Consider the following 20,534-nt stretch of genomic DNA (forward strand, 5'->3'; position numbering starts at 1 on the left):
TCTGCGATCAACCGATATGGACCCGATACGGGGAGGGCCATGGACCGCCCACGTCTCAAGGCGCACTTCACACCCCAGGTGATCGACGGGTCGAAGGTGTTTCTCCTGGCCGAGGGGCAGCACTACCTCGTCCAGTCGGCGGGGGCCGGGAAACTCCTTCCCTACCTGGACGGACGGCGTACCGTCGCGGAGATCGCGAGCGCGCTGAGCGACGAAGTGCCGCTGCCGCAGACGCTCATCGCCATTCGCAAATTCGCCGCATTCGGCCATCTCGCCAATGGCCGCCCGGATTGGCCGGACAGCACGCTGGCATTCTGGGACGCGCAGGGAATTGACCCGGTCCACGCCCACGACGCGCTCTCCCACGCCGAATTCACCGTCGTGGCCTGCGCGGGGGCCGACGCCGCGCCGCTGCTCCCGGTGCTGCGCGAGCACGGATTACGTATGCGTACGGCCAGTGCGGAGGAGGCGGCCGCCGAGCCCGGAGGGACGATGTCGGTCGTGGTGGCCGGCGACTACCTCGACCCGGCGCTCGACCGGCTCAACGCCGCCTACCTGGCCGCCGGGCACCCGTGGGCGCTGGTGAAGCCGGGCGGGATCACGCTCTGGGTCGGCCCGGTGCTCCAGCCGGGACGTACCGGCTGCTGGGCCTGCCTGGCGCAGCGGCTGGCCGGGAACCGGCAGGTCGAACGGTACCTGGCGGGCAAGCGCGGCGGCGGGACGCCCTTCCACCCGGCGCGGGAGTCGGCGCCCGCCGGTCCGGCCGTGGCGGGCGGGCTGCTGGCCGTGGAGCTGGCGCGGATCGCCGCGGGGGCGGCCTCCTCGCGGCTGGAGGGCCGGATGACCACCGTCGACCTGCGCACGCTCGGCGTCATGGAGCACACCCTGGTCCGGCTGCCGCAGTGCCCGGCCTGCGGCGATCCCACGCTGATCAGCCAGCGCAGCCCCAAGGTCGCGCTGTCGGCGCGCAGCGCCCGGCACGTCACCGACGGCGGCTACCGCATCGAGCCGCCCGCGGCCACGTACGCCCGGCTGGAGAAGCACATCAGCCCGCTGATCGGCGCGGTCACCCGGCTGCACACCTTCGCCGAGCAGGACAACGGCGTCACCTACAGCTTCACCGCCGGCCACAACTTCGCCATGATCGGCGACAACATGGACCTGCTGCGGCGCAACCTGCGGGGGCAGAGCGGCGGCAAGGGCCGGACCGAGGTGCAGGCCAGGGTGAGCGCGCTGTGCGAGGCCATCGAGCGCTACTCGGGGGTCTGGCGCGGCGAGGAGCCGGTCACCGAGGCCGCCTACGCCGACCTCGACCCGGCGGTGGCCGTCCACCCGGAGTCGCTGCTGCACTTCTCCGACGCCCAGTACGCCGGCCGCGAGGAGTGGAACAAGGACCCCGCGCACCGGCTGCACCTGGTGCCCGAGCGGTTCCGTACGGACCTGCCGGTCGACTGGTCGCCCGCCTGGTCGCTGACCGAGGAGCGGGAGCGGCTGGTGCCCTCCGGCTACGCCTGGTACGGCCACCCCGACCTGGAGCGCCACTTCTACTGCGTGGGCGACTCCAACGGCAACGCCTCGGGCAACTCGATCGAGGAGGCCGTCCTGCAGGGCTTCTGCGAGCTGGTCGAGCGCGACGCGGTGGCCCTGTGGTGGTACAACCGGGCCCGGCGGCCGGCCTTCGACCTGGACTCGCTGCGCGACCCGTACGTCGACACCGTGCGCGAGTTCTACCGCGGCATGGACCGCGACCTGTGGCTGCTGGACATCACGACCGACCTCGGCATCCCGGCGTTCGTCGGGGTCTCGCACCGGCTGGGGCACCCGGTGGAGGACGTCATCGTCGGGTTCGGCGCCCACCTCGACCCGCGGATCGCCGCCATCAGGACGCTGACCGAGGTCAACCAGTTCCTGCCCTCGGTGGAGCGGCGCGACGAGCACGGCGAGACGCTCTACCTGGACGACGACGTCGCCACGCTGGCCTGGTGGAAGGAGACCAAGCTGGCCGAGGAGCCGTGGCTGGTGCCCGACCCCGCCGCGCGTCCCCGCACCCTGGCCGACTACGCCCGCTCGGACGGCGGCGACCTGGCCGGTGACGTGCAGACCTGCGTGGCCAGGGCCGCCGCGGCCGGGATCGAGGTCATCGCGCTCGACCAGAGCCGCCCGGACCTGGAGCTCAGCGTGGTCCGGGTGATCGCGCCCGGCATGCGGCACTTCTGGCGGCGACTCGGCCCCGGCCGCCTGTACGACGTGCCGGTCTCGCTCGGCTGGATCCCCGAGCCCCGCGCCGAGGACGAGCTCAACCCGACCAGCGTCTTCTTCTGACCGGTTCGCGAGGCCCCCGCGTGACGGAGAGGAGCGGGCCATGGACGAGACCAAGCTGCGGCTGCGGCGGGACGCGGAGCTGACCGAGGCGGACGGGCAGGTGCGCATCTCCGCGCCGGCCGGCTCGCTCGGCCTGCGCGGGCTCGACGCCGGGACCACGGCCGCCCTGCGGATCCTGGCCGGCGGCGACGCGGGCGAGACCGCCCTGGCGGCGACGGTGGGCGAGGCCGGGCTGCTGCGCTGGAACCTGCTGGTACGCCGCCTGTCCAGAGCCGGCCTGCTGGAGTACGCCGCGGCGGGGGCCCGGCTGCGCCCGGTCGGCGCCGGGAGCGTGGAGCCCGCGCCCGCGCCGACGGCGGACACGCCGATCAGGCTGTCGCGCTTCGCCGTCGTCACCGCCGGGGAGGGCGTGCTGACCGTGCGCTCCCCGCGCAGCCCGGCGGTGGTCGAGCTGTCGCCGGCCGCCTGCGGGCTGCTCGGCGCGCTGGCGTCCTGGACGACCCCGGCGGACCTGGCGGACGGCGGCCAGGAGGGGAACCAGGGGTGGGGGCAGGCGCTGCGGTTCCTGGCGGCGGCGGGCGTGCTGGCCACCGGCCCCGAGGACGACGACCTGCGCCAGGCCCAGTGGCACCCGCGCGACCTGTGGCTGCACGCCCACAGCCGCGGCCCGCGCTGGACCGGCCGCTACGGCGGCACGTACGCCTTCACCCCCCGCTTCGACCCGGTGCCCGCCGATCCCCCGCCGTTCACCGGCGAGCGGATCGAGCTGCCCCGCCCCGACCTGGAGCTGCTGGCCAAGACCGACCCCAGCCTGACCGACACGCTGGAACGCCGCCGCTCCCTGCGCGAGCACGACCCGGCCGCGCCCATCACGCTGACCCAGCTCGGCGAGCTGCTCTACCGGACGATGCGGCGGCGGGCCGTGTTCACCTCGCCGGACGGCCAGGAGCTGGCCGACCGGCCCTACCCCTCCGGCGGCTCGGTGCACGAGCTGGAGGTCTATCCGCTGATCGTGTCCTGCCAGGGGGCCGAGCCGGGGCTGTGGCACTACGACACCGCCGGGCACGCCCTGGAGCTGGTCTCGCCGCCCACGCCCGCCGTGCGGGCGCTGGTCGAGCGGGCCAGATCGGCGGCCCAGCTCAGCGGCGACCCGCAGGTGGTGCTGACCGTCACCGCCCGCTTCGGCCGGGTGATGTGGAAGTACGAGACGATCGGCTACTCGCTGGTCCTCAAGCACGTGGGCGTGCTCTACCAGACGCTCTACCTGGCCGGCACGGCCATGGACCTGGCCGTGTGCGCGCTGGGCGGCGGGGACGCCGCCGACTTCGCGCTGGCCAGCGGCCTGGACTACCTGACCGAGGGCAGCGTCGGCGAGCTGATCGTCGGCAGCCGGCGGTGATGCACATGACGGCACGACGGCGGCCCGACGGCCGCTTCCAGGGGACGGCGTGATGAAGTTCCGGTTCAAGGCGTTGCAGCGCATGCGGGAGCCCGACGAGCTGGACTCGCCGACGCTGCTGGCCTCCCCGCGCGGGTGGATCGCCACGTTCGTGGTGCTGATCATCGTGGTGGCCGCGGGGGTGTGGTTCTTCGCCGGGCGGCTGCCGGTCACGGTGCCCGCGGTGGGGCTGCTGACCCATCCCGGCGGCACGGCGCGGCTGCAGAGCCCGTACGGCGGGACGGTGCGCTCGATGCTCGTCCAGCCGGCCGAGGCGGTGCGGCAGGGCCAGGCGGTGGCGGTCATCGCCGCCGACGGCGGGTCGGAGCAGGTGGTGCGCAGCCCGTTCGGCGGGCGGGTGGTCGCCGGCTCCGCCGTGCCGGGGCACGTGGTCAGGGAGGGCGAGGAGCTGCTGCTCATCGAGCGTACGGACGCGCCGGGCGACCGGCTGGTGGCGATGTTGTTCGTGCCGGTCGACCGGGCGATGGGCGTGGTGCCGGGCAAGCCGGTCGATCTGTCGGTCTCCTCGGCGCCGCCCGGCGCGTACGGGCTGCTGCGCGGCCGGGTCGCGTCGGTCAGCGCCTACCCCGTGATGACCGAGCAGGCCGCCGACCTGGTGGGCGGCGAGGACCCGGCGCGCGGCTACCTGCGGAACACGCCGTCCAGGCTGGTGATCGTGGACCTGGTGCGCGACGCCGGCACGCCGTCCGGCTACGCCTGGTCGACCAGGAAGGGGCCGCCGGTGGGCCTGCAGTCGCAGGTCTCCGTCAGCGGCGCGATCGGGCTGGGCAGCCAGACGCTGTTCGACCTGCTGCTCGGGCGCTGAGGTGGGCCGCGTGAACGCCCCCGCCGCCCGGCCGAAGGAGGGATGCGTGACCACGACCAGCGCCCCCGGGAGGGACGTGTGACCACCACCGGCGTTCCCGAGCAGGGGCATGCGGACCAGGCGCCCGGGCAGACCGGGAAGCCCGCCGCGCCCGCTCCCCCGGCCGCCCCCGTACGGCGGCGGCGGTGGAGGTGGCGGCGGCGCACGCCGACGGTGATCCAGATGGAGGCCGTGGAGTGCGGGGCCGCCTCGCTGGCGATGATCCTCGGCTACCACGGCAAGTTCGTGCCGCTGGAGGAGCTCCGCTCGGCCTGCGGCGTCTCCCGCGACGGCGCCAAGGCCTCCAGCGTGGTGGCCGCCGCCCGCCGCTACGGGCTGATCGCCAGGGGCTTCCAGATGGAGGCCGAGGACCTGCGCTCGCTGACCGAGCCGGCCATCGTGTTCTGGGCGTTCCAGCACTTCATGGTCCTGGAGGGGGTGCGCAGCCGGTTCGGCAGGAAGGCCGTCGCGGTCAACGACCCGGCGGGCGGCCCCCGGATGATCGACTGGGACGACTTCGACTCCGGCTTCACCGGCGTGGTCCTGACGTTCGAGCCGGGGCCGGACTTCCGGCCCGGCGGCCGGCCCACCCGGGTCGGGCAGGCCCTGCTGGCCCGGCGGATGCCGTCGGGCCGCGCGCTCCCGCTGGTGCTGCTGGCCAGCCTGCTGCTGGTCGTGCCGGGCATCATCGGGCCGGCGTTCAGCCGGGTGTTCATCGACCGGATCCTGACCGGGCGCGACCCGGGCTACCTGGTGCCGCTGCTGTTCGCGATGGGGGTCACCGCGGTCGTGGTGTTCGTGCTGACCTCGGTGCAGCGGCACTACCTGCTGCGGCTGGAGATCCGGCTCGGCCTGGTCAGCTCGGCCCGGTTCTTCCGCCATCTGCTGCGGCTGCCGGTGGAGTTCTTCCTCCAGCGCCGTCCGGCCGAGGTGGCCAAGCGGGTGCAGGCCAACGACGGCGTGGCCGAGATCCTCTCCCGGGATCTGGCCGTCACGCTGGTGAACCTCGTCCTGGTGCTGTTCTACGCGGCCGTGCTCATCCGCTACGACGTGTTGCTCGGGCTGGTCGGGGTGTCGATGGCGCTGCTGAACATCCTGGTCCTGCGCCAGGTGTCGCGGGCGCGGACGGACGCGGTGGCGGCGCTGCGGGCCGACCTGGGGAACCTGACCTCCACCACGTTCAACACGCTGCAGCTCGTGGAGACCGTCAAGGCGACGGGGGCCGAGCCGACGGCGTTCCAGCGCTGGGCCGGGTTCCTGGCCAAGGCGGTCACCGCCAAGCAGCGGCTGGGCGTGGCCACGGCGACGCTGACCGTCGTGCCGCCGCTGCTGGCCGGGATCAACAGCGGGCTGATCCTGCTGATCGGCGGGCTGCGGGTGGTGGACGGGGTGATCAGCGTCGGCATGCTGGTGGCGTTCCAGACGCTGCTCAACGCCCTGTCCAGGCCGGTCACCCAGCTCACCAACCTGGGCGGCCAGCTGCAGGACATCTCGGCCGACATCTGCCGCCTGTACGACGTCGAGAAGTACCCGATGGCCAGGACGTTCGAGCGGGCCGTCGCCGGCGGGGAGCAGGCCGACCCCGGCGGGCGCCTGGACGGGCGGCTGGAGTTCGCCGACGTGACCTTCGGCTACAACGCGCTCGCCGCCCCCGTCATCAGGAACCTGTCGTTCACCGTGGTGCCGGGCCGCCGGGTGGCGATCGTCGGCAACTCCGGGAGCGGCAAGTCCACCGCCGGCAAGCTGGCCGCCGGCCTGTACGCGCCGACCTCCGGCCAGGTGCTGCTGGACGACCGGCCGCGCGACGACCTGCCGCGGGCCGTCGTGGCCTCCTCCGTCGCCTACGTGGACCAGGACATCACCCTGTTCGAGGGCACCGTGCGCGACAACCTGACGTTGTGGAGCGACGACGTGCCCGACGAGGTGGCGGTCTCGGCGCTGCGCGACGCGGCGCTGTTCGACCTGATCGCGGCCCGGCCCGGCGGCCTCAACAGCCGGGTGCTGGAGAGCGGCAGGAACCTCAGCGGCGGCCAGCGGCAGCGGCTGGAGCTGGCGCGCGCCCTGTCGATCCAGCCCACGCTGCTGATCCTGGACGAGGCGACCAGCGCCCTGGACCCGGAGACCGAGCGGACCATCGCCGACAACCTGCGCCGTCGCGGCTGCGGCTGTCTGATCATCGCGCACCGGCTGTCCACCGTGCGCGACGCCGACGAGATCATCGTGCTCGACCGCGGCGAGGTGGTCGAACGCGGCAGGCACGCCGAGCTGCTGGCGCTCGACGGCCACTACGCCGAGCTGCTCAGGAGCTCGCGCAAGAACGGCGACGGCGGATGACGACACGGCAGATGACACGGAGGATGACGCAGTGCTGAAGGTGGCCGGTTTCTCCCCGTTCTTCACCGACGCCGCCACGCCGGTGGACTACTCGGCGGAGAACCTGTTCGTGGTGTCGGGCGTGCGCGAGGTGCTGCTGGTGGAGGAGGGCGCGGTCGACCTGTTCGCGGTGCGGCTGGAGGGCGGCCGTCCGGTCGGCCGGTGGCACTACCTGTGCCGGGTGCGGCAGGGCACGCTGCTGCCGGGCTCGCCCAAGGGGCCCAGGCACGGCATCGTGGGCCGTCCGGTGCTCGGCACCCGCGTGTCGCGTCTGCCGCTGGCCAGGCTGGGCGAGCTGTCGGGCACCAACCGGTCGGCGACGATGTCCACCGCCGAGTACGGGCTGGCCGTCCGGCAGTTCGTCCGCGGGCTGGAGGCGGGGATGATCGCGCTGGCCACCGCCCTGCGCGACGCGCTGCCGCCGCGCGAGTTCGTCCCGCTGCTGCCCGACGCGGTGACCGAGCTGCCCGCCGGGCGCGCCGCCCGGTCGGTGGACGGCGTGCGGTGGATGACCGTCGAGGCGGGCGCGGTCGAGATGCCCGACGGGGTGGCCGGCGTGCTGACCGCGGGCGCCGAGCTGGCGGTGACCGAGCGGGACTGGCTGGTCGCCGACGCGCCCGCCCGGCTGCGCGCCCGTTCGACCTGGCAGTTGCTGGCCGACGAGACGATCTGGGCCCGCTGGGTCGAGCACGCCATCCGCTTCCTCTACACCGTGGACCGCCGGGTCGAGCGGCGGCGGGCGCAGGAGCTGGAGGCGTTGCGGCGGCGCAAGGAACGCGAGGCCGGCACGACCCGGGCGGCCCGCCGCGGCTTCGACACGCTGGTCCGCGACACCGAGGCCAAGGTGCGCCTGGCCGACGTCACCGCCGACCCGCCGGCGCTGGCGGCGGCCAGGCTGGTGGCCTCGCACGGCGGGTTCACCGTGACCGCGCCGCCGCCCGGCCAGGCCCGGGGGGCCGATCCGCTGCAGGCCGTCGCGCTGGCCTCCGGGGTGCGCACGCGCTCGGTCCGGCTGGACGACGGCTGGTGGAAACACGACATCGGGCCCATGGTGGGCTACCGGTCCGACGACGGGACGCCGGTGGCCCTGCTGCCGATCGGCTCGCGGTACGTGGTGGCCCAGCCGGGCCACAGCCGGGTCACGCCGATCACCAAGGCGGTGGCCGCCACGCTGAGCGGCAAGGCCGAGGTGCTGTACCAGCCGCTGCCGCGCGAGGTGCGGACCGTGGCCGGGCTGCTGCGCTTCGGCCTGGCCCGCAACGGCCGCGACCTGTGGGTGCTGGCCTCCCTGGGCACGCTGGTGGCGGTCATCGGCCTGCTGGTGCCCGCGATGACCGGGCTGGTGCTGGGGACGTTCGTGCAGCGGGCCGAGCGCGACCTCATCGTGCAGGGCGCGGCGCTGGTGATCGGCGGCGCGCTGGTGGCGGGGGCGCTGTCGATCGTGCAGAACGTCGCGGCCCTGCGCGTCGAGGGCCGTTCGTCGGCCCGGGTGCAGGCGGGCGCGTGGACCCGGCTGCTGTCGCTGCCCGTCACGTTCTTCGGCCGGTACTCCACCGGCGAGCTGGGCACGACCGTGCTGGGCGTGAGCGCGGCGCAGGAGACGCTGTCGGGCGTGATGACGACGGCGACGCTCGGGCTGTTCGGCGGGCTGGCCAACCTGGCGCTGGTGTACTTCTACGACGTCGGCCTGGCGCTGCTGGCGACCCTGCTGGTGCTGGCCGGCGTGCTGGTGTGCGCGGTCGCCGGCTTCTTCGAGGTGCGCCTGCAACGCCGCCTGTACGAGCAGGAGCAGCGGCTGTCCTCGCGGGTGTTCCAGCTGCTGTCGGCGGTGCCCAAGCTGCGCGTGGCGGCCGCGGAGGACCAGGCGTTCGGCGTGTGGACGCGCGACTTCATGGCCACCAGGACCACCTCGGCCGCGGCCCGGCGGCTGCAGAACGTGGTGACCACCTTCAACGCCGGGTTCCCGCTGGTCTGCTCGCTCGTGATCTTCGCCGTGGCCGCCGGGCCGCTGCGCGGGCAGCTCCCGATCAGCGCGTTCCTGGCCTTCTTCGCCGCGTTCAGCCTGCTCATCGCCTCGGTGTTGCAGTTCACCGGGGCGGCCATCACGGCCATGGGCGTCGTGCCGATGCTGGAGAAGCTGGCGCCGGTGCTGGAGGCCGAGCCGGAGGACCACGCGGGCAAGGCCGACCCCGGCGACCTGTCGGGCCGCGTCAGCCTGTCGCGGGTGTCCTTCCGCTACGGCGCGGACGGCCCCGCGGTGCTCACCGACATCGACCTGTCGATCGAGCCCGGCGAGTTCGTCGCGATCGTGGGCCCGACCGGCAGCGGGAAGTCCACGATCCTGCGCCTGCTGCTCGGCTTCGAGCAGCCCGACGTCGGCTCGGTCCTGTACGACGGCCAGGACCTGGGCGAGCTGGACCTCGGCGCGGTGCGCCGGCAGTGCGGCGTGGTGTTGCAGAACGGCGCGCTGCTGGCCGGCGACATCAGGCAGAACATCGTCGGCAGCACGAACCACACCATCGACGACGCCTGGGAGGCGGCGGCGATGGCCGGCATCGCCGACGACATCACGGCCATGCCGATGGGCATGCACACCGTCCTGTCGGAGGGCACGAACACGCTCTCCGGCGGCCAGCGGCAGCGCATCATGATCGCCAGGGCGCTGGTCTCGCGGCCCCGCATCGTCTTCTTCGACGAGGCGACCAGCGCCCTGGACAACCCCGCCCAGAACGTCATCGCCGAGAGTACCCGGCGGCTCAACGCCACGCGCGTGGTCATCGCCCACCGGCTGTCCACCGTCCGGGACGCCGACAAGATCCTGGTGCTCGACGGCGGGCGCATCGTCCAGCAGGGCACCTACGACGAGCTGCTCGCCGAGGAGCAGGGGCTGTTCGCGCGGCTGGCGCGGCGGCAGATGTGAGCGCACGGGAGGAGCCGTCATGGAGTTCGCGCTGCTGATCCACGGGCCGGAACGGGCCTGGGCCGAGCTGGGCGGCATGTGGATCCTCGACCTGCCGTCGGAGGAGGCGGCGCTGGAGTGGGCCGGGCGCCTGCCGTCCGGGCCGGGCGACCGGGTCGAGTTACGGCGCTGCGACCGTGGAAGGATGTCACGATAGTGCCAACCGGGGCTCTGCCCGCGCCCCACCACGCCTTTGGGGCAGAACCCACAGGGAGGTAGACGACTCATGGACTTCGTGCTGCTGATCCACGGCGACGAGATGCTCTGGGACGCCTTCAGCGAGAGCGAGCGGGAGCGGATGGCCGAGGCGCACCGCCAGTTCGGCCGGGCGATGGCGATGGCGGGGGTCAAGGTCAAGTACGGCGCGGGGCTGACCAGGTCCAGGGAGGGCAAGCTGGTCAGGCCCGACGGGCCCGCCGTCGACGGGCCGTACGCGGTCGGGCGGGAGCAGATCGGCGGCATCTGGGTCATCGAGGTCCAGTCGGCCGAGGAGGCCGAGTCGTGGGCGCGCAAGATGCCCTACGCGCCCGGTGACATCGTCGAGGTGCGCCCCTGCGACCCGGCCTCCTGACGGGCCGGGCCCCGGGCCGCCCTCAGTAGCGGGCTCTGCGGCTGAGCAGCACGCCCACGGCCAGGAACAGCAGGCCGGCGGCGCCGTACACGATGGCCAGCGAGGTCGCGGGCGGCTTCTCGCTGGCGTTCACGACGGCCAGCCCGAGGCCCACGATCGCGCTGATGTAGCTGAAGATCGCGATGAAGATCTTCCAGAACGGACTCATGACGTGCTTCCTTCCGATGGGTGCTGAGCCGGTCCGTACGGTGCGGTCCCGGCGACGACGAAGCCGAGCAGCATGACCCAGGCGTCCGGGTCGGCCAGGAAACGCCGCCAGCGGTCGGCGGCCAGGGCCAGCCCCGCCATCGGCAGCGCGCCCGAGGCGACGAGCGGCGCCAGGCGTTCGGGCCCCAGGTGCGGGGCGAAGGCCGCGGTGGGGTGGGTGTCGTTGGTGGTGGCGAACGGGCGCAGCACCACGTCGGCGAACCCGCCGCGGCGCAGCAGCCGGGTGAGCTTCCTGCCGATCTGCCGGTCGCCTCCGGCGCCGCGCTGGGCCTGCGCCATGGTGGCGTGCACGGAGGCCAGCTCCGGGTACATCGGGTCGGCCAGCCCCCACAACATGCTGTCCACCTCGACGACTGCGATCCGGCCGCCGGGACGCAGCACGCGCAGCGCCTCGGCCAGCATCGGCGCCGGATCGCCCACGTGCTGAAGTACGTACCGCAGCAGTACGCCGCCCACGCTGCCGGTACGCAACGGCAGCCGGGCGCCGTCGGCGGTGACCAGCGGCGCGCCGCAGCCGCCCGCGTTGCGCAGCAGGGCGGCGTCCACGTCGAGCGCGATGACCGGCAGCCCCGGCTCGGCGGCGCGCAGCCTGCGGGTGACCGCGCCGGACCCGGCGCCGAGCTCCAGCAGCGGGCCCTGGCCGGTCAGGCCGAGGTCGCGCATGATGCGCAGCTCCTCCTCGAAGGAGAGCGCCGCCTGGGCCTCCAGCCGGGCCAGCTCGCCCGCCACGCCTCCCCAGGTGGTGTTGGCGGCGTCGTAGGAGCCGGTCGCGGCCTGAGCACTCACCGGAGCACTCACCGGGGCACTCACCGGGGCCTCGGGGTCATCATCAGGCCGTGCCGGGGCCGCAGCGTGACCAGCGCCTCGGGCTCGACGGGGAAGCCCGGCACCAGCTCCATGCGCAGCCCGCGCAGGATCACCGCGAGCACGAGCGTGGCCTCGACCAGCGCGAAGTGCCGTCCGACGCAGATGCGCGGGCCGCCGCCGAAGGGCAGGTACTGGTGGCTGAGCAGCCGGGCGGCCCGGTCGGGGTCGAACCTCTCCGGCCGATACGCATCCGGCTGCTCCCAGTACCTCGGATCCCGGTGCAGCACCCACGGGCTGACGCACACCAGCGACCCGGCCGGCACGTCGTAGCCGTCCAGCACGTCGTCGGCCGTCCCGCGGCGCGAGATCAGCCAGACCGGCGGGTAGAGCCGCATGGCCTCCTGGACGGCCTGCCGGCAGCGCCGCAGCCTGGGCAGGTCGGCGGCCGTGGGCGAGCGGCCGGCCAGCACCTCGTCGATCTCGGCGTGCACCGCCTCGGCCGCCGCCGGGTTGCGGTCGAGCAGGTAGAGGGTCCAGGTCAGCGACTTGGCGGTGGTCTCGTGCCCGGCCATGACGATGGTCAGCACCTGGTCGCGCAGGTCGGCGTCGGACATCGCGTGCCCCTCGGCCAGCATCGCGCCGAGCAGGTCGTCGCCCGCGCCGCCGGCCCGGCGGGCGGCGATGATGAGCCTGGTGACCCGGTCGAGGAAGGCCCGCGCGCGCAGGAAGCCGGCGTGCCGGGCGGCCGTGTCGGCCGGGTCGGGGTCGTCGCTGGGCACGTAGTGGCCGATGAAGCGGTTGACCGCGTCCACGGCGCGGCCGAAGCCCTCGCCCGCGACGCCGATGTCGGTGCCCAGCATGGCCTTCACGATCACGGTGAGGGTGAGCGAGGTCAGGTCGTGGTCGACGCGTACGGGCCGGCCGCCGGCCCAGTGCGCCACCAGGTTCTCGGCCGCCTCCACGATGACCCGGTCGAACCGGCCCACCTCGGCGGGCCTGAACGCGGGCGCGCACATCCTGCGCTGGGCCGCCCACTCGGCGCCGTCGCTGGTCAGCAGGCCGTTGCCGAGCAGGGGGCGGAGCATGTCGTCGTCCGGCGTGCGTTCCTTGGTGTAGGCGGCGCCGTTCTCCTTCAGCACGTGCCTGGCCAGGTCGGGGCGATTCAGCATGTAGACCGGCTCGCCGTCGGCGTCGTGGCGGGTGACGTCGCCGAGGGCCGCCATGGCGGTGACGAACTCCAGCGGAGCGTCGCGCATGGCCCTCAGGCTCTGGGTTCCGGCGGGTCCCGGCGGCACCCGGGGGGATACGTACGTCCCGGACATGGGTTCTCCCGATGGCTTACGCAGACGAATATTCTCGATACGCATTTCCGGCCATCGAATACGTATATCGCTTCGTATTGTTCCGGTCGGCGTATTTGCAGAGTACCTTTTAAGCAGAGGGCCCTCAATACTTAATCCAGGGCCCCGGAAATTAAGTCTAGGCACTGCGAATTCGGCTGTGTAAGACTCCGTTCCGAGACGGCGCACCGCGCCGAAGGGGAAAAGCTCCAGGAGGACGCAATGGCCCTGAACCCCAGAGAGCGGACCGAATTCGTCAACGCCTACACGCGAGTCCTGATCACCGCGTGGTCGAGCGAGGAATTCTCGGCGAAGCTGGACAGCAACCCTCGTGAGGCGCTGGCCGAGGCCGGCCTCGAGGTTCCCGCGGGCGCCCAGATCAACCTCGTGCGCAATGTTCCCGACGGCCACCACGACACGAACCTCGACGTGCAGGTCTCGCTGTGGGAGCGCGGGCTGGAGACGGGGACGTTCGAGTTCCACATCCCCGAGACGCCGCAGATCGACATGGCCGAGCTGAGCGAGGGCGACCTCGACTCGATCGCGGCCGGCGACGTCAACTGCTGCTGCTGCCCCTGCTGCTGCTGCACCTGACGCCGGGAGCCACGCACGCCAAGAGGAGGTAGAGGAGATCATGTCCGACGACCAGGCGAACCCCATCCACGTACGGGGGCTGCGCAAGCAGTACGGTCCCGCTCTCATCCTGCAGGGTGTGGACCTGGACGTTCGTCCCGGAGAGGTGTTCGCCTTACTCGGGCCCAACGGCGCGGGCAAGACGACCACGGTCGAGATCCTCGAAGGCGTGCGCAGGCGTTCGGGCGGCGACGTGCGAGTCCTCGGCCGTGACCCGGCCGAGGACGCCCCGCAGTGGCGGGCGCGGCTCGGCATCGTGCCGCAGACGACGGGCGCCTACGCGGACCTGACCGTCCGCGAGGTCGTCGAGCACTTCGCCGCCTTCTACCCCGCGCCGCTGCCCGCGGCGCAGGTGATCGACATGGTGGGCCTCGGCGCCAAGGAGCGCAAGCAGGCCCAGACGCTCTCGGGCGGCCAGCTGCGCCGCCTGGACGTGGCCGTCGGCGTCGTCGGCGACCCCGACCTGATCTTCCTCGACGAGCCGACCACCGGGCTGGACCCGGAGGCCCGGATGGAGGCGTGGGACCTGGTCCGCTTCTTCGCCGACCAGGGCAAGACGACCGTGCTGACCACCCACTACCTGGACGAGGTGGAGGCGCTGGCGCAGCGCGCGGCCGTGATCGTGGCCGGCCGGATCGTCGAGACCGGGCCGGTGAGCGAGCTGGGCGGACGGCGCGACACGCCCGCCGCGGTGAGCTTCACCCTCACCCCCGAGCTGAGCGCGGCCGACCTGCCGGACCTGCCCGCGGGCACCGCGCTCGACCCGTCCTGCACGCCCGGCGTGCCCGGCGGCACGCTCACGCTGCTCACCCACACGCCCACGCGGGCCCTGGCCGCGCTGCTGCCCTGGGCCGCCCGCGCGGGCGCCGACGAGCTGCCCGACCTGCGCGTCCACCGGCCCACGCTGGAGGACGTCTACCTCAAGCTGATCCGCGAGAACCAGGGGGCCCAGGCATGACCAGCTCGAACGCGATCGTGGCCGAGCAGGGCCGTCCCGTGCGCGCGTCGGGCGGCGGGTCGGGGCTGTGGCGGGCGTCGGCGGCCCGTTCGTCGGTGGAGCTGAAGTCGTTCTTCCGCAACCGGCAGTCGTTGTTCTTCACGCTGCTGCTGCCGATCGTGCTGCTGCTGGTGCTCGGCTCGATCTTCTCCGGCACGGTCCCCGGCACGCACACCGACTTCAAGCAGATGTTCGTGGCCGGGATCATCGCCTGCGGCATCATGAGCGTCAGTTTCAACGGCCTGGCCATCAACATCGCGATCGAGCGGGACAACGGCATGATCCGCCGCCTGGCCTCCTCGCCGATGCCGAAGACGGCGTACTTCGTCGGCAAGATCGTCCGGGTGGTGGTGACCGGAGTGCTGGAGGCGGCGATCCTGCTGGGCGTCGGCGTCGCGCTGTTCCGCCTGCCGCTGCCGCCGGACGCCGGACACTGGCTGACCTTCGCCTGGGTGCTGCTGCTCGGGGCGACGTCCTGCTCGCTGCTGGCGGTGGCCTTCAGCGCGATCATCCCCAACGCCCGCTCGGCCGCGGCGATCGTCACGCTGCCGTTCCTGGTGCTGCAGTTCATCTCCGGGGTGTTCTTCCCCTACAGCGAGCTGCCGGCGTGGATGCAGAGCCTGGCGGCGTTCTTCCCGCTGAAGTGGATGACGCAGGGCCTGCGCTCGGTGTTCCTGCCGGCCGACTTCGCGGTGGTGGAGCCCGCCGGCGCGTGGGAGCTGGGCAGGACCGCCGCGGTGCTGGGCGGCTGGTGCCTGGCGGCGCTGCTGCTGAGTCTGCTGACCTTCCGCTGGCGCGGCGCCAACGTCCGCTGACCGGGGAAGGGGCTCAGATGGCGAGGGTGAAGCCGGTCAGCCTCCTGGGCACCAGGCCCGGCGCCCAGGCGGGCGGCTTCCCCGTGCGCCGCAGCCCGGGATACCGCTCCAGCAGCCCGCTCAGCAGCAGCCCGCCGGCCTGCCTGACCAGCGGCGCGCCCAGGCAGAGATGGGTGCCCGCGCCGAAGGCCAGATGGGGGTTGGGCGACCGGGTGAGCAGCAGCTCGTCGGGCCGGTCGAACACCGCCGGATCGCGGTTGGCCGCCCCGACCAGGGCCAGCACCCTCGCCCCCGCCGGGATCAGGCCGCCGTCCAGCGGGACCGCCTCGGTGGTCACCCGGGCGGTGAACGGGATCGGCGACTCCAGCCGCAGCAGCTCGTCGACGGCCGCCTCGGCCACCTGCGGGCCGCCGTCCCTGATCAGGCCGGCGGCCTCGTCGCGCGGCAGCAGCCAGTGGAGGGCGTTGCCCACCATCTCGGCCAGCGGCTTCCATCCGCCGACGACCGTGAGCGCGGCGATGCCGAGCATCTCGGCCCTGGTCAGCCGGTCGTCGGCGGCCAGCCGCCCGAACGGCGAGCCGCCCGGCCCGTTCCCTGCGGCGGCTTCGGCGGCTTGGGCGGCGGCGTCGGCGCGCTCGCCGAGGAAGCGGGTGAGCTCGCCCATCGCGGCCCGCCCGGCCGCGGCGGCCTGCGGCCCGGCCAGCGGGTCGAGGTTGACCGACACGCGGGCGGCCAGCCCGGCGAAGGCCGGCACGTCGGCGGCCGGCAGGCCGAACAGCCTGGCCAGCACGCCGGTGGCCAGCGGCTCGCCGAGGTCGGCGGTGGCCTCGATCTCCGCCCGGCCGGCCAGCCCGTCGAGCACCGCGCCGATGCCGGCCTCGATGTCGCCGGCGATGCCGCGGATCGCGGCCGGGCCCATCAGCAGCGCGCCGGGCGAGCGCAGGCGCTGGTGCTCGGGGGGATCGGTGGTCAGCATCGACGGCGGCAGCTCGTCGTCCCTGACCCGCTCCCGCTGCCCGAGCGCGGCCGAGAAGCGCGGGTCGCGCAGCGCGAGCGCGCAGTCGGCGTGCGCGGTCAGCAGCCACATGCGCGAGGTGACGTCGAAGTGCACGGGATCGTGCTCCCGCAGCCAGCGGTACGCCGGATACGGGTCGAGCCGCCCGCGAGGAGAGAACGGGTGCGGCAGGTGGCCGGGCAGCGTGCGGGGTGCCGTCATGGCGTCTCCTCGTGATCAGGCCGAGGACAAACTACTACAGAGGATGTGCCGGTGGCAGAGCTTGACGTCGTCGTGATCGGCGCCGGGGTGAGCGGGCTGGCGGCGGCCGCGCGGCTGGCCGCCGCCGGGCTGGCGGTCACGGTGCTGGAGGCCAGGGAGCGGGTGGGCGGCCGGATCCGCACCCACCGGCCGACCCTGCTGGAGCTGGGCGCGCAGGTCATCCACGGCGACCGCAACCCGATCGCGGCGCTGCCCGGCCTGGAGGCGCCCGTGCCGGTGCCGCGGCGCGCGGCCCGGGTGCTGCTGCCCGGCGGGCCGCGCCCGCTGACCGCGCTGCGGCCCACGCCGCCGCTGCTGGAGGAGCGGCTGACGTCGGGCGCGGCCCGGGAGCCGCTGCGCCGCCTGGCGGGTGCGAGCCCCTGGGACGTGCCGGTCGCGACGTGGCTCAAGGAGGAGACGGCGCAGTGCCCGCAGGCCCTGGAGCCGGCGGCGGAGTGGTTCAGGCAGAACTGGGCGGCCGAGCCGGAGGCGCTGAGCGCGCCCGCGCTGGCCGCGCTGCGCCGGGCCGACCGGTCCGGGCGGGGCGAGTTCGCGCTGCCGGGCGGTTTCGACCGGCTGCCCGCGCGGCTGGCCGAGGGGTTGCGGGTGCGGCTCGGCGACGCGGTCGTCCGCCTGGCCTGGACGCCGGGCCGGGTGCGGGCGCTGACCGCCGCGGGGCGCGTGGAGAGCGCCGCCGCCGCCGTGGTGACCGTGCCGCCGCCGGTGGTCGCCGAGGGACGGCTCGTGCTGGACGACCTGCCGGTGCGCAAGCAGGCGGCGGCCTACGAGCTGCGGCCCGGCGACGCCTGGTGCGGGCTGGCCGCCTATCCCGTGGCCGCCCCCGAGTCCGTCGTGGTCTTCGACGCCGGCGGCCGTCTGGGGTTCGTCAGCACGACCGCCGGGCGGCCCGAGGTGCTGGTGACGGCCAAGGGCCGGGCCGCGGCGGCGGCCCGGAGCGCGTGGGCCGAGCCGGGCGGCCTGGCCGCGCTGCTGGCCCGCGCCCTGCCGTGGACGCGGGGGCTGAACCCGGAGGTGATGGTGTCCGACTGGGGCGCCGACCCGTGGGCGGGCGGCGCGTACACCTACCCGGGCGTGGGGACGTTGTGGGCGTCCCCGGCCTGGGCCGAGCCGCTGGGCGGGACGGTCTTCTTCGCCGGGGAGGCCACCGTCGGCCTGTCCGGCCCGCCCATGGCGCACATGGCGATGGCCAGCGGGGAGCGCGCGGCCACAGAGGTGATTGGGGCGCTGGAGAGATGACGGCCGGAAACGGGGAGCTCCACGGCGGGTGGTTCCTGCTCGCCCTCGACGACGAGATCGGCCCGGGGATCACCCCGCTGCGGCTGGGCGGCGCGCGCCTGATGGCGGTGCGCGACGGCGAGCGGATCCGGGTGTTCGAGGCCACGTGCCCCCACCGGGGCGCCCATCTGGCCTACGGCGGCAAGCTGGACGGCGACTGCGTGATCTGCCCCTTCCACGGCAAGCGCGTCTCGCTGGGCGGGTCCGGCCGCCGCTGGTCGGTGGGCGAGCTGCGGACGCTGCGGGCCGGGGCGGCGCTGTTCGCCCGGCTGTCCGGCGACCCCGGCGACGACCGCGGCTTCGAGCAGGCGATCAAGCAGGCGGCCGAGGACCTGGTGATCGTGGCGGCGGTGAACCAGCCGGTGACGGTGCCGGCGGAGTACGTCGTCGAGAACGCCTTCGACGCCCAGCATTTCAGCACCGTCCACCTGGTGCCCTCGGTGCGCGGCATGCGGGTCAGCATGGGCGGGCACGACGAGCTGGTCATCGAGGGCGAGTTCCGCACCAAGGCGCCGCCGTGGGAGCGGGAGCGGCGGCTCGACTTCGCCTCCCGGTTCGTGGCCCGCGCCTACAGCCCGCACCTCGTGGTGACCGAGCTGGGCACGGAGTCGGCGCCGTACACGATCGTCACCGGCGCGGTGCCGGACGGGACGGGCTGCGTGGGACGGGTGGCCATCGGCGTGCGGCCGGACCAGCGGGACTCGCTGCCGGCGCTCGTGCACGGCGCCCGCTACGCCTTCGACCAGGACCGCGTCGTCTGGGACCACCTGGACACCGGCGCCCCGCAGCGGCTGGACGCCGGCGACACCCCGGTCATCGCCTTCCGCCGCTTCTGCCAGGGCTTCGCCCCCGTCCCCGCCTCCGCCTCCGCCTCCGCCTCCGCCGGAGCGTCCTCATGAGCCTGTACGTGCGCTCGACCGGCGAGGGCCGGGCCGTGTTGTGGATCCACGGCTACACGATGGACGCCTCGGTCTGGGAGCCGCTGTGGAACCTGCTGCCCGGCTGGCGGCACGTCGGCGTGGACCTGCCGGGACACGGGCGGTCCGGGCCGCTGCGGCCGGGCACGTCGCTGCCCGCGCTGGCGGCCGAGCTGGCCGGGCTGGCCAGGGCGGAGTCGGCCACGCTGGTGGTGGCCGAGTCGATCGGCTCGATGATCGCGCTGCAGCTGGCCGTCGACCATCCCGATGACGTGCGCGGGCTGATCGTCGGCTCCGCGACCATCGCCGGCGCGCCTCCCGAGCCGGGCACCGCCGAGCGTTACCGGGCGCTGGCCGGGCTGGCCCGGATGGGCGCGGACGGCGAGCAGCTCGCCGACCTGTGGATGTCCTCGCCGCCGGACATCTTCCGCGGCACCGAGGACCATCCCGAGCTGCGGGCCAGGCTGCGGGCGATCGTGGCCCGGCACTCGTGGCGGGAGCTGCGCGACGGCGCGATGCACGGGCTGAGCAGGCACGTCCACACGGTGGAGGACCTGCGCGGCATCCGGGCGCGCACGCTGGTCGTCGTGGGCGACCGGGACATGCCGACGTTCCGGGCCGGCGCGGCGCTGCTGCGCGAGTCGGTCCCCCGGTGCCGCACGGTCACCGTCCCCGGCGCTGGGCACCTGTGCCTGATCGAGCGGCCCGAGGTCGTGGCGCCGCTCGTCGCCGCGCACCTGCGGCTGGCGGCCCTGGACGCGCACGAAGCCGACGATGTGAACGAGGTGGACAAGGAGGCCGGGCGTGCCGATTCACGAGCACTATGAGCCGGGCGAGCCGTGCTGGGTGGACTACGGGGCGCTCGACCCGGCCGGCGCGCGGGCCTTCTACGGAGAGCTGTTCGGCTGGACCTTCCGCGAGGAGGGCGGCTACTCCTTCGTCGAGCTGGGCGGCCAGGTCGTGGCCGGTTTCGGCCGGGTGCCGCCGGGCCTGCCCGCCTCCTGGAACACCTACCTGGCGGCCCCGGACGCGGACGCCGTGGCCGTACGGGTGAAGGAGCTGGGCGGCGGCGTCGTCTTCGGCCCGATGGCGGCCGGCCAGGACGGGCGCGTGCTGTTCGCGACCGACCCGGCGGGGGCGGCCGTCGGCTTCTGGGAGGGGCACCGGCCGGCCGGGATCGTGCTGGCCGGCGAGCCGGGCACGTGGTGCGCCCACGAGCTGTGGTCGGCCGGGGCCGCGTTCTACCGGGACCTGCTCGGCGTCGCGCCCGAGGTCCGCGAGGGGACGGGGGCGCGGCCGCAGTGGATGACGTTCTTCGCGACCGCCGACCGCGCCGCGACCGCCGCGGCGGCGGCCCGGCTGGGCGCCACGACCGCCCCCGGGCATCCCCGGGCGACGATCGTGCGCGACCCGTGGGGGGCCCTATTCGCGCTGACGTGACCGGCCGGACAGCACGAAGAACAGGGCCACGAGGACGGCGCCGGCGATGACGACCACCGAGCCGACCGTCTTGCCGATCAGGAAGGCCACGACCACCGCGGCGGCGTAGACCAGGGGAACGACCAGCCGGAGGTTCAATCCCATGCGCGCTCCTTGAAGAAAGACGGAACGGAACTCAGACGCATCATCGAACAGGCCGGGCCGGCGGTCCAGAATAACGCCGGAATATACGTATCGGC

At 74.1% G+C, this 20,534-nt stretch carries 19 protein-coding genes; 14 read left to right on the forward strand and 5 right to left on the reverse strand.

The features are described from left to right. Window positions 1-39: 39 nt before the first annotated feature. The 7 genes from ACIBQ6_RS31030 to ACIBQ6_RS31060 all read left to right on the forward strand — a co-directional run bounded on the left by ACIBQ6_RS31030 (window position 40) and on the right by ACIBQ6_RS31060 (window position 10,528). Complete coding sequence (locus ACIBQ6_RS31030; RefSeq protein WP_397216159.1) at window positions 40-2,322, forward strand: TOMM precursor leader peptide-binding protein; 2,283 nt, start codon at window positions 40-42, stop codon at window positions 2,320-2,322. 40 nt (window positions 2,323-2,362) lie between these two features. Then, window positions 2,363-3,721: a SagB family peptide dehydrogenase gene (locus ACIBQ6_RS31035; protein ID WP_397216161.1), complete on the forward strand. Its 1,359-nt coding sequence runs from the start codon at window positions 2,363-2,365 to the stop codon at window positions 3,719-3,721. Between the two features lie 52 nt (window positions 3,722-3,773). Continuing rightward, window positions 3,774-4,586 (forward strand): HlyD family efflux transporter periplasmic adaptor subunit, encoded by an 813-nt coding sequence (locus ACIBQ6_RS31040; RefSeq protein ID WP_397216163.1) that lies wholly within the window; start codon window positions 3,774-3,776, stop codon window positions 4,584-4,586. Between the two features lie 42 nt (window positions 4,587-4,628). Continuing rightward, window positions 4,629-6,959: an NHLP family bacteriocin export ABC transporter peptidase/permease/ATPase subunit gene (locus tag ACIBQ6_RS31045; RefSeq protein ID WP_397216165.1), complete on the forward strand. Its 2,331-nt coding sequence runs from the start codon at window positions 4,629-4,631 to the stop codon at window positions 6,957-6,959. Between the two features lie 31 nt (window positions 6,960-6,990). After that, entirely contained in the window at window positions 6,991-9,918 is a 2,928-nt protein-coding gene (locus ACIBQ6_RS31050; protein WP_397216167.1) for an NHLP bacteriocin export ABC transporter permease/ATPase subunit, read from the forward strand. A gap of 19 nt (window positions 9,919-9,937) precedes the next feature. Then, window positions 9,938-10,114: a hypothetical protein gene (locus ACIBQ6_RS31055; RefSeq protein WP_397216169.1), complete on the forward strand. Its 177-nt coding sequence runs from the start codon at window positions 9,938-9,940 to the stop codon at window positions 10,112-10,114. 69 nt (window positions 10,115-10,183) lie between these two features. Then, window positions 10,184-10,528: a YciI family protein gene (locus tag ACIBQ6_RS31060; RefSeq protein ID WP_352356825.1), complete on the forward strand. Its 345-nt coding sequence runs from the start codon at window positions 10,184-10,186 to the stop codon at window positions 10,526-10,528. A gap of 22 nt (window positions 10,529-10,550) precedes the next feature. On the opposite strand, the gene ACIBQ6_RS31065 is transcribed toward ACIBQ6_RS31060, so the two are convergent. From ACIBQ6_RS31065 to ACIBQ6_RS31075, 3 genes are read right to left on the reverse strand one after another with little or no spacing between them, the layout of a single operon-like run. After that, a complete protein-coding gene (locus ACIBQ6_RS31065; RefSeq protein ID WP_189646391.1) occupies window positions 10,551-10,736 on the reverse strand; it encodes a hypothetical protein in 186 nt (61 codons plus the stop codon). After that, window positions 10,733-11,581: a class I SAM-dependent methyltransferase gene (locus ACIBQ6_RS31070; RefSeq protein WP_397216171.1), complete on the reverse strand. Its 849-nt coding sequence runs from the start codon at window positions 11,579-11,581 to the stop codon at window positions 10,733-10,735. The genes ACIBQ6_RS31065 and ACIBQ6_RS31070 overlap by 4 nt, the downstream gene beginning before the upstream one ends. A gap of 20 nt (window positions 11,582-11,601) precedes the next feature. Next, the gene (locus tag ACIBQ6_RS31075) at window positions 11,602-12,858 is read right to left on the reverse strand and encodes a cytochrome P450 (RefSeq protein WP_387664730.1); all 1,257 of its coding nucleotides are present in this window, start codon (window positions 12,856-12,858) and stop codon (window positions 11,602-11,604) included. Between the two features lie 306 nt (window positions 12,859-13,164). On the opposite strand from ACIBQ6_RS31075, the gene ACIBQ6_RS31080 reads away from it, so the two are divergent. From ACIBQ6_RS31080 to ACIBQ6_RS31090, 3 genes are read left to right on the forward strand one after another with little or no spacing between them, the layout of a single operon-like run. Then, the gene (locus ACIBQ6_RS31080; protein WP_358285393.1) at window positions 13,165-13,536 is read left to right on the forward strand and encodes a hypothetical protein; all 372 of its coding nucleotides are present in this window, start codon (window positions 13,165-13,167) and stop codon (window positions 13,534-13,536) included. Between the two features lie 40 nt (window positions 13,537-13,576). After that, window positions 13,577-14,533 carry an ABC transporter ATP-binding protein gene (locus ACIBQ6_RS31085; protein WP_358285392.1) on the forward strand — a complete coding sequence of 319 codons (957 nt, stop codon included), beginning with the start codon at window positions 13,577-13,579 and terminating at the stop codon, window positions 14,531-14,533. Beyond that, window positions 14,530-15,387, forward strand: coding sequence for an ABC transporter permease (locus ACIBQ6_RS31090; RefSeq protein ID WP_358285390.1), 858 nt, complete (start codon window positions 14,530-14,532; stop codon window positions 15,385-15,387). The genes ACIBQ6_RS31085 and ACIBQ6_RS31090 overlap by 4 nt, the downstream gene beginning before the upstream one ends. Window positions 15,388-15,400: 13 nt before the next feature. Here the strand turns inward: ACIBQ6_RS31090 and ACIBQ6_RS31095 are convergent, their stop codons facing one another. After that, window positions 15,401-16,603: a cytochrome P450 gene (locus tag ACIBQ6_RS31095; protein WP_397216173.1), complete on the reverse strand. Its 1,203-nt coding sequence runs from the start codon at window positions 16,601-16,603 to the stop codon at window positions 15,401-15,403. Window positions 16,604-16,654: 51 nt separating this feature from the next. Between ACIBQ6_RS31095 and ACIBQ6_RS31100 the strand changes: the two genes are divergently transcribed. From ACIBQ6_RS31100 to ACIBQ6_RS31115, 4 genes are read left to right on the forward strand one after another with little or no spacing between them, the layout of a single operon-like run. After that, on the forward strand, window positions 16,655-17,899 hold the full coding sequence (locus ACIBQ6_RS31100) for a flavin monoamine oxidase family protein (protein ID WP_397216175.1): 1,245 nt from the start codon (window positions 16,655-16,657) through the stop codon (window positions 17,897-17,899). Next, window positions 17,896-18,837 (forward strand): Rieske 2Fe-2S domain-containing protein, encoded by a 942-nt coding sequence (locus tag ACIBQ6_RS31105; protein WP_397216177.1) that lies wholly within the window; start codon window positions 17,896-17,898, stop codon window positions 18,835-18,837. Before ACIBQ6_RS31100 ends, ACIBQ6_RS31105 begins: the two co-directional genes overlap by 4 nt. Next, window positions 18,834-19,682, forward strand: coding sequence for an alpha/beta fold hydrolase (locus ACIBQ6_RS31110; protein ID WP_397216179.1), 849 nt, complete (start codon window positions 18,834-18,836; stop codon window positions 19,680-19,682). The genes ACIBQ6_RS31105 and ACIBQ6_RS31110 overlap by 4 nt, the downstream gene beginning before the upstream one ends. Further along, window positions 19,660-20,295 carry a VOC family protein gene (locus ACIBQ6_RS31115; RefSeq protein WP_364338000.1) on the forward strand — a complete coding sequence of 212 codons (636 nt, stop codon included), beginning with the start codon at window positions 19,660-19,662 and terminating at the stop codon, window positions 20,293-20,295. The genes ACIBQ6_RS31110 and ACIBQ6_RS31115 overlap by 23 nt, the downstream gene beginning before the upstream one ends. Here ACIBQ6_RS31115 and ACIBQ6_RS31120 read toward each other — a convergent pair. Further along, the gene (locus ACIBQ6_RS31120; protein WP_352329725.1) at window positions 20,278-20,439 is read right to left on the reverse strand and encodes a hypothetical protein; all 162 of its coding nucleotides are present in this window, start codon (window positions 20,437-20,439) and stop codon (window positions 20,278-20,280) included. The two genes, ACIBQ6_RS31115 and ACIBQ6_RS31120, sit on opposite strands and share 18 nt — an antisense overlap. Window positions 20,440-20,534: the final 95 nt, after the last annotated feature.

The sequence above is a fragment of the Nonomuraea sp. NPDC049655 genome (genome assembly GCF_044465465.1).
GTDB lineage: Bacteria > Actinomycetota > Actinomycetes > Streptosporangiales > Streptosporangiaceae > Nonomuraea.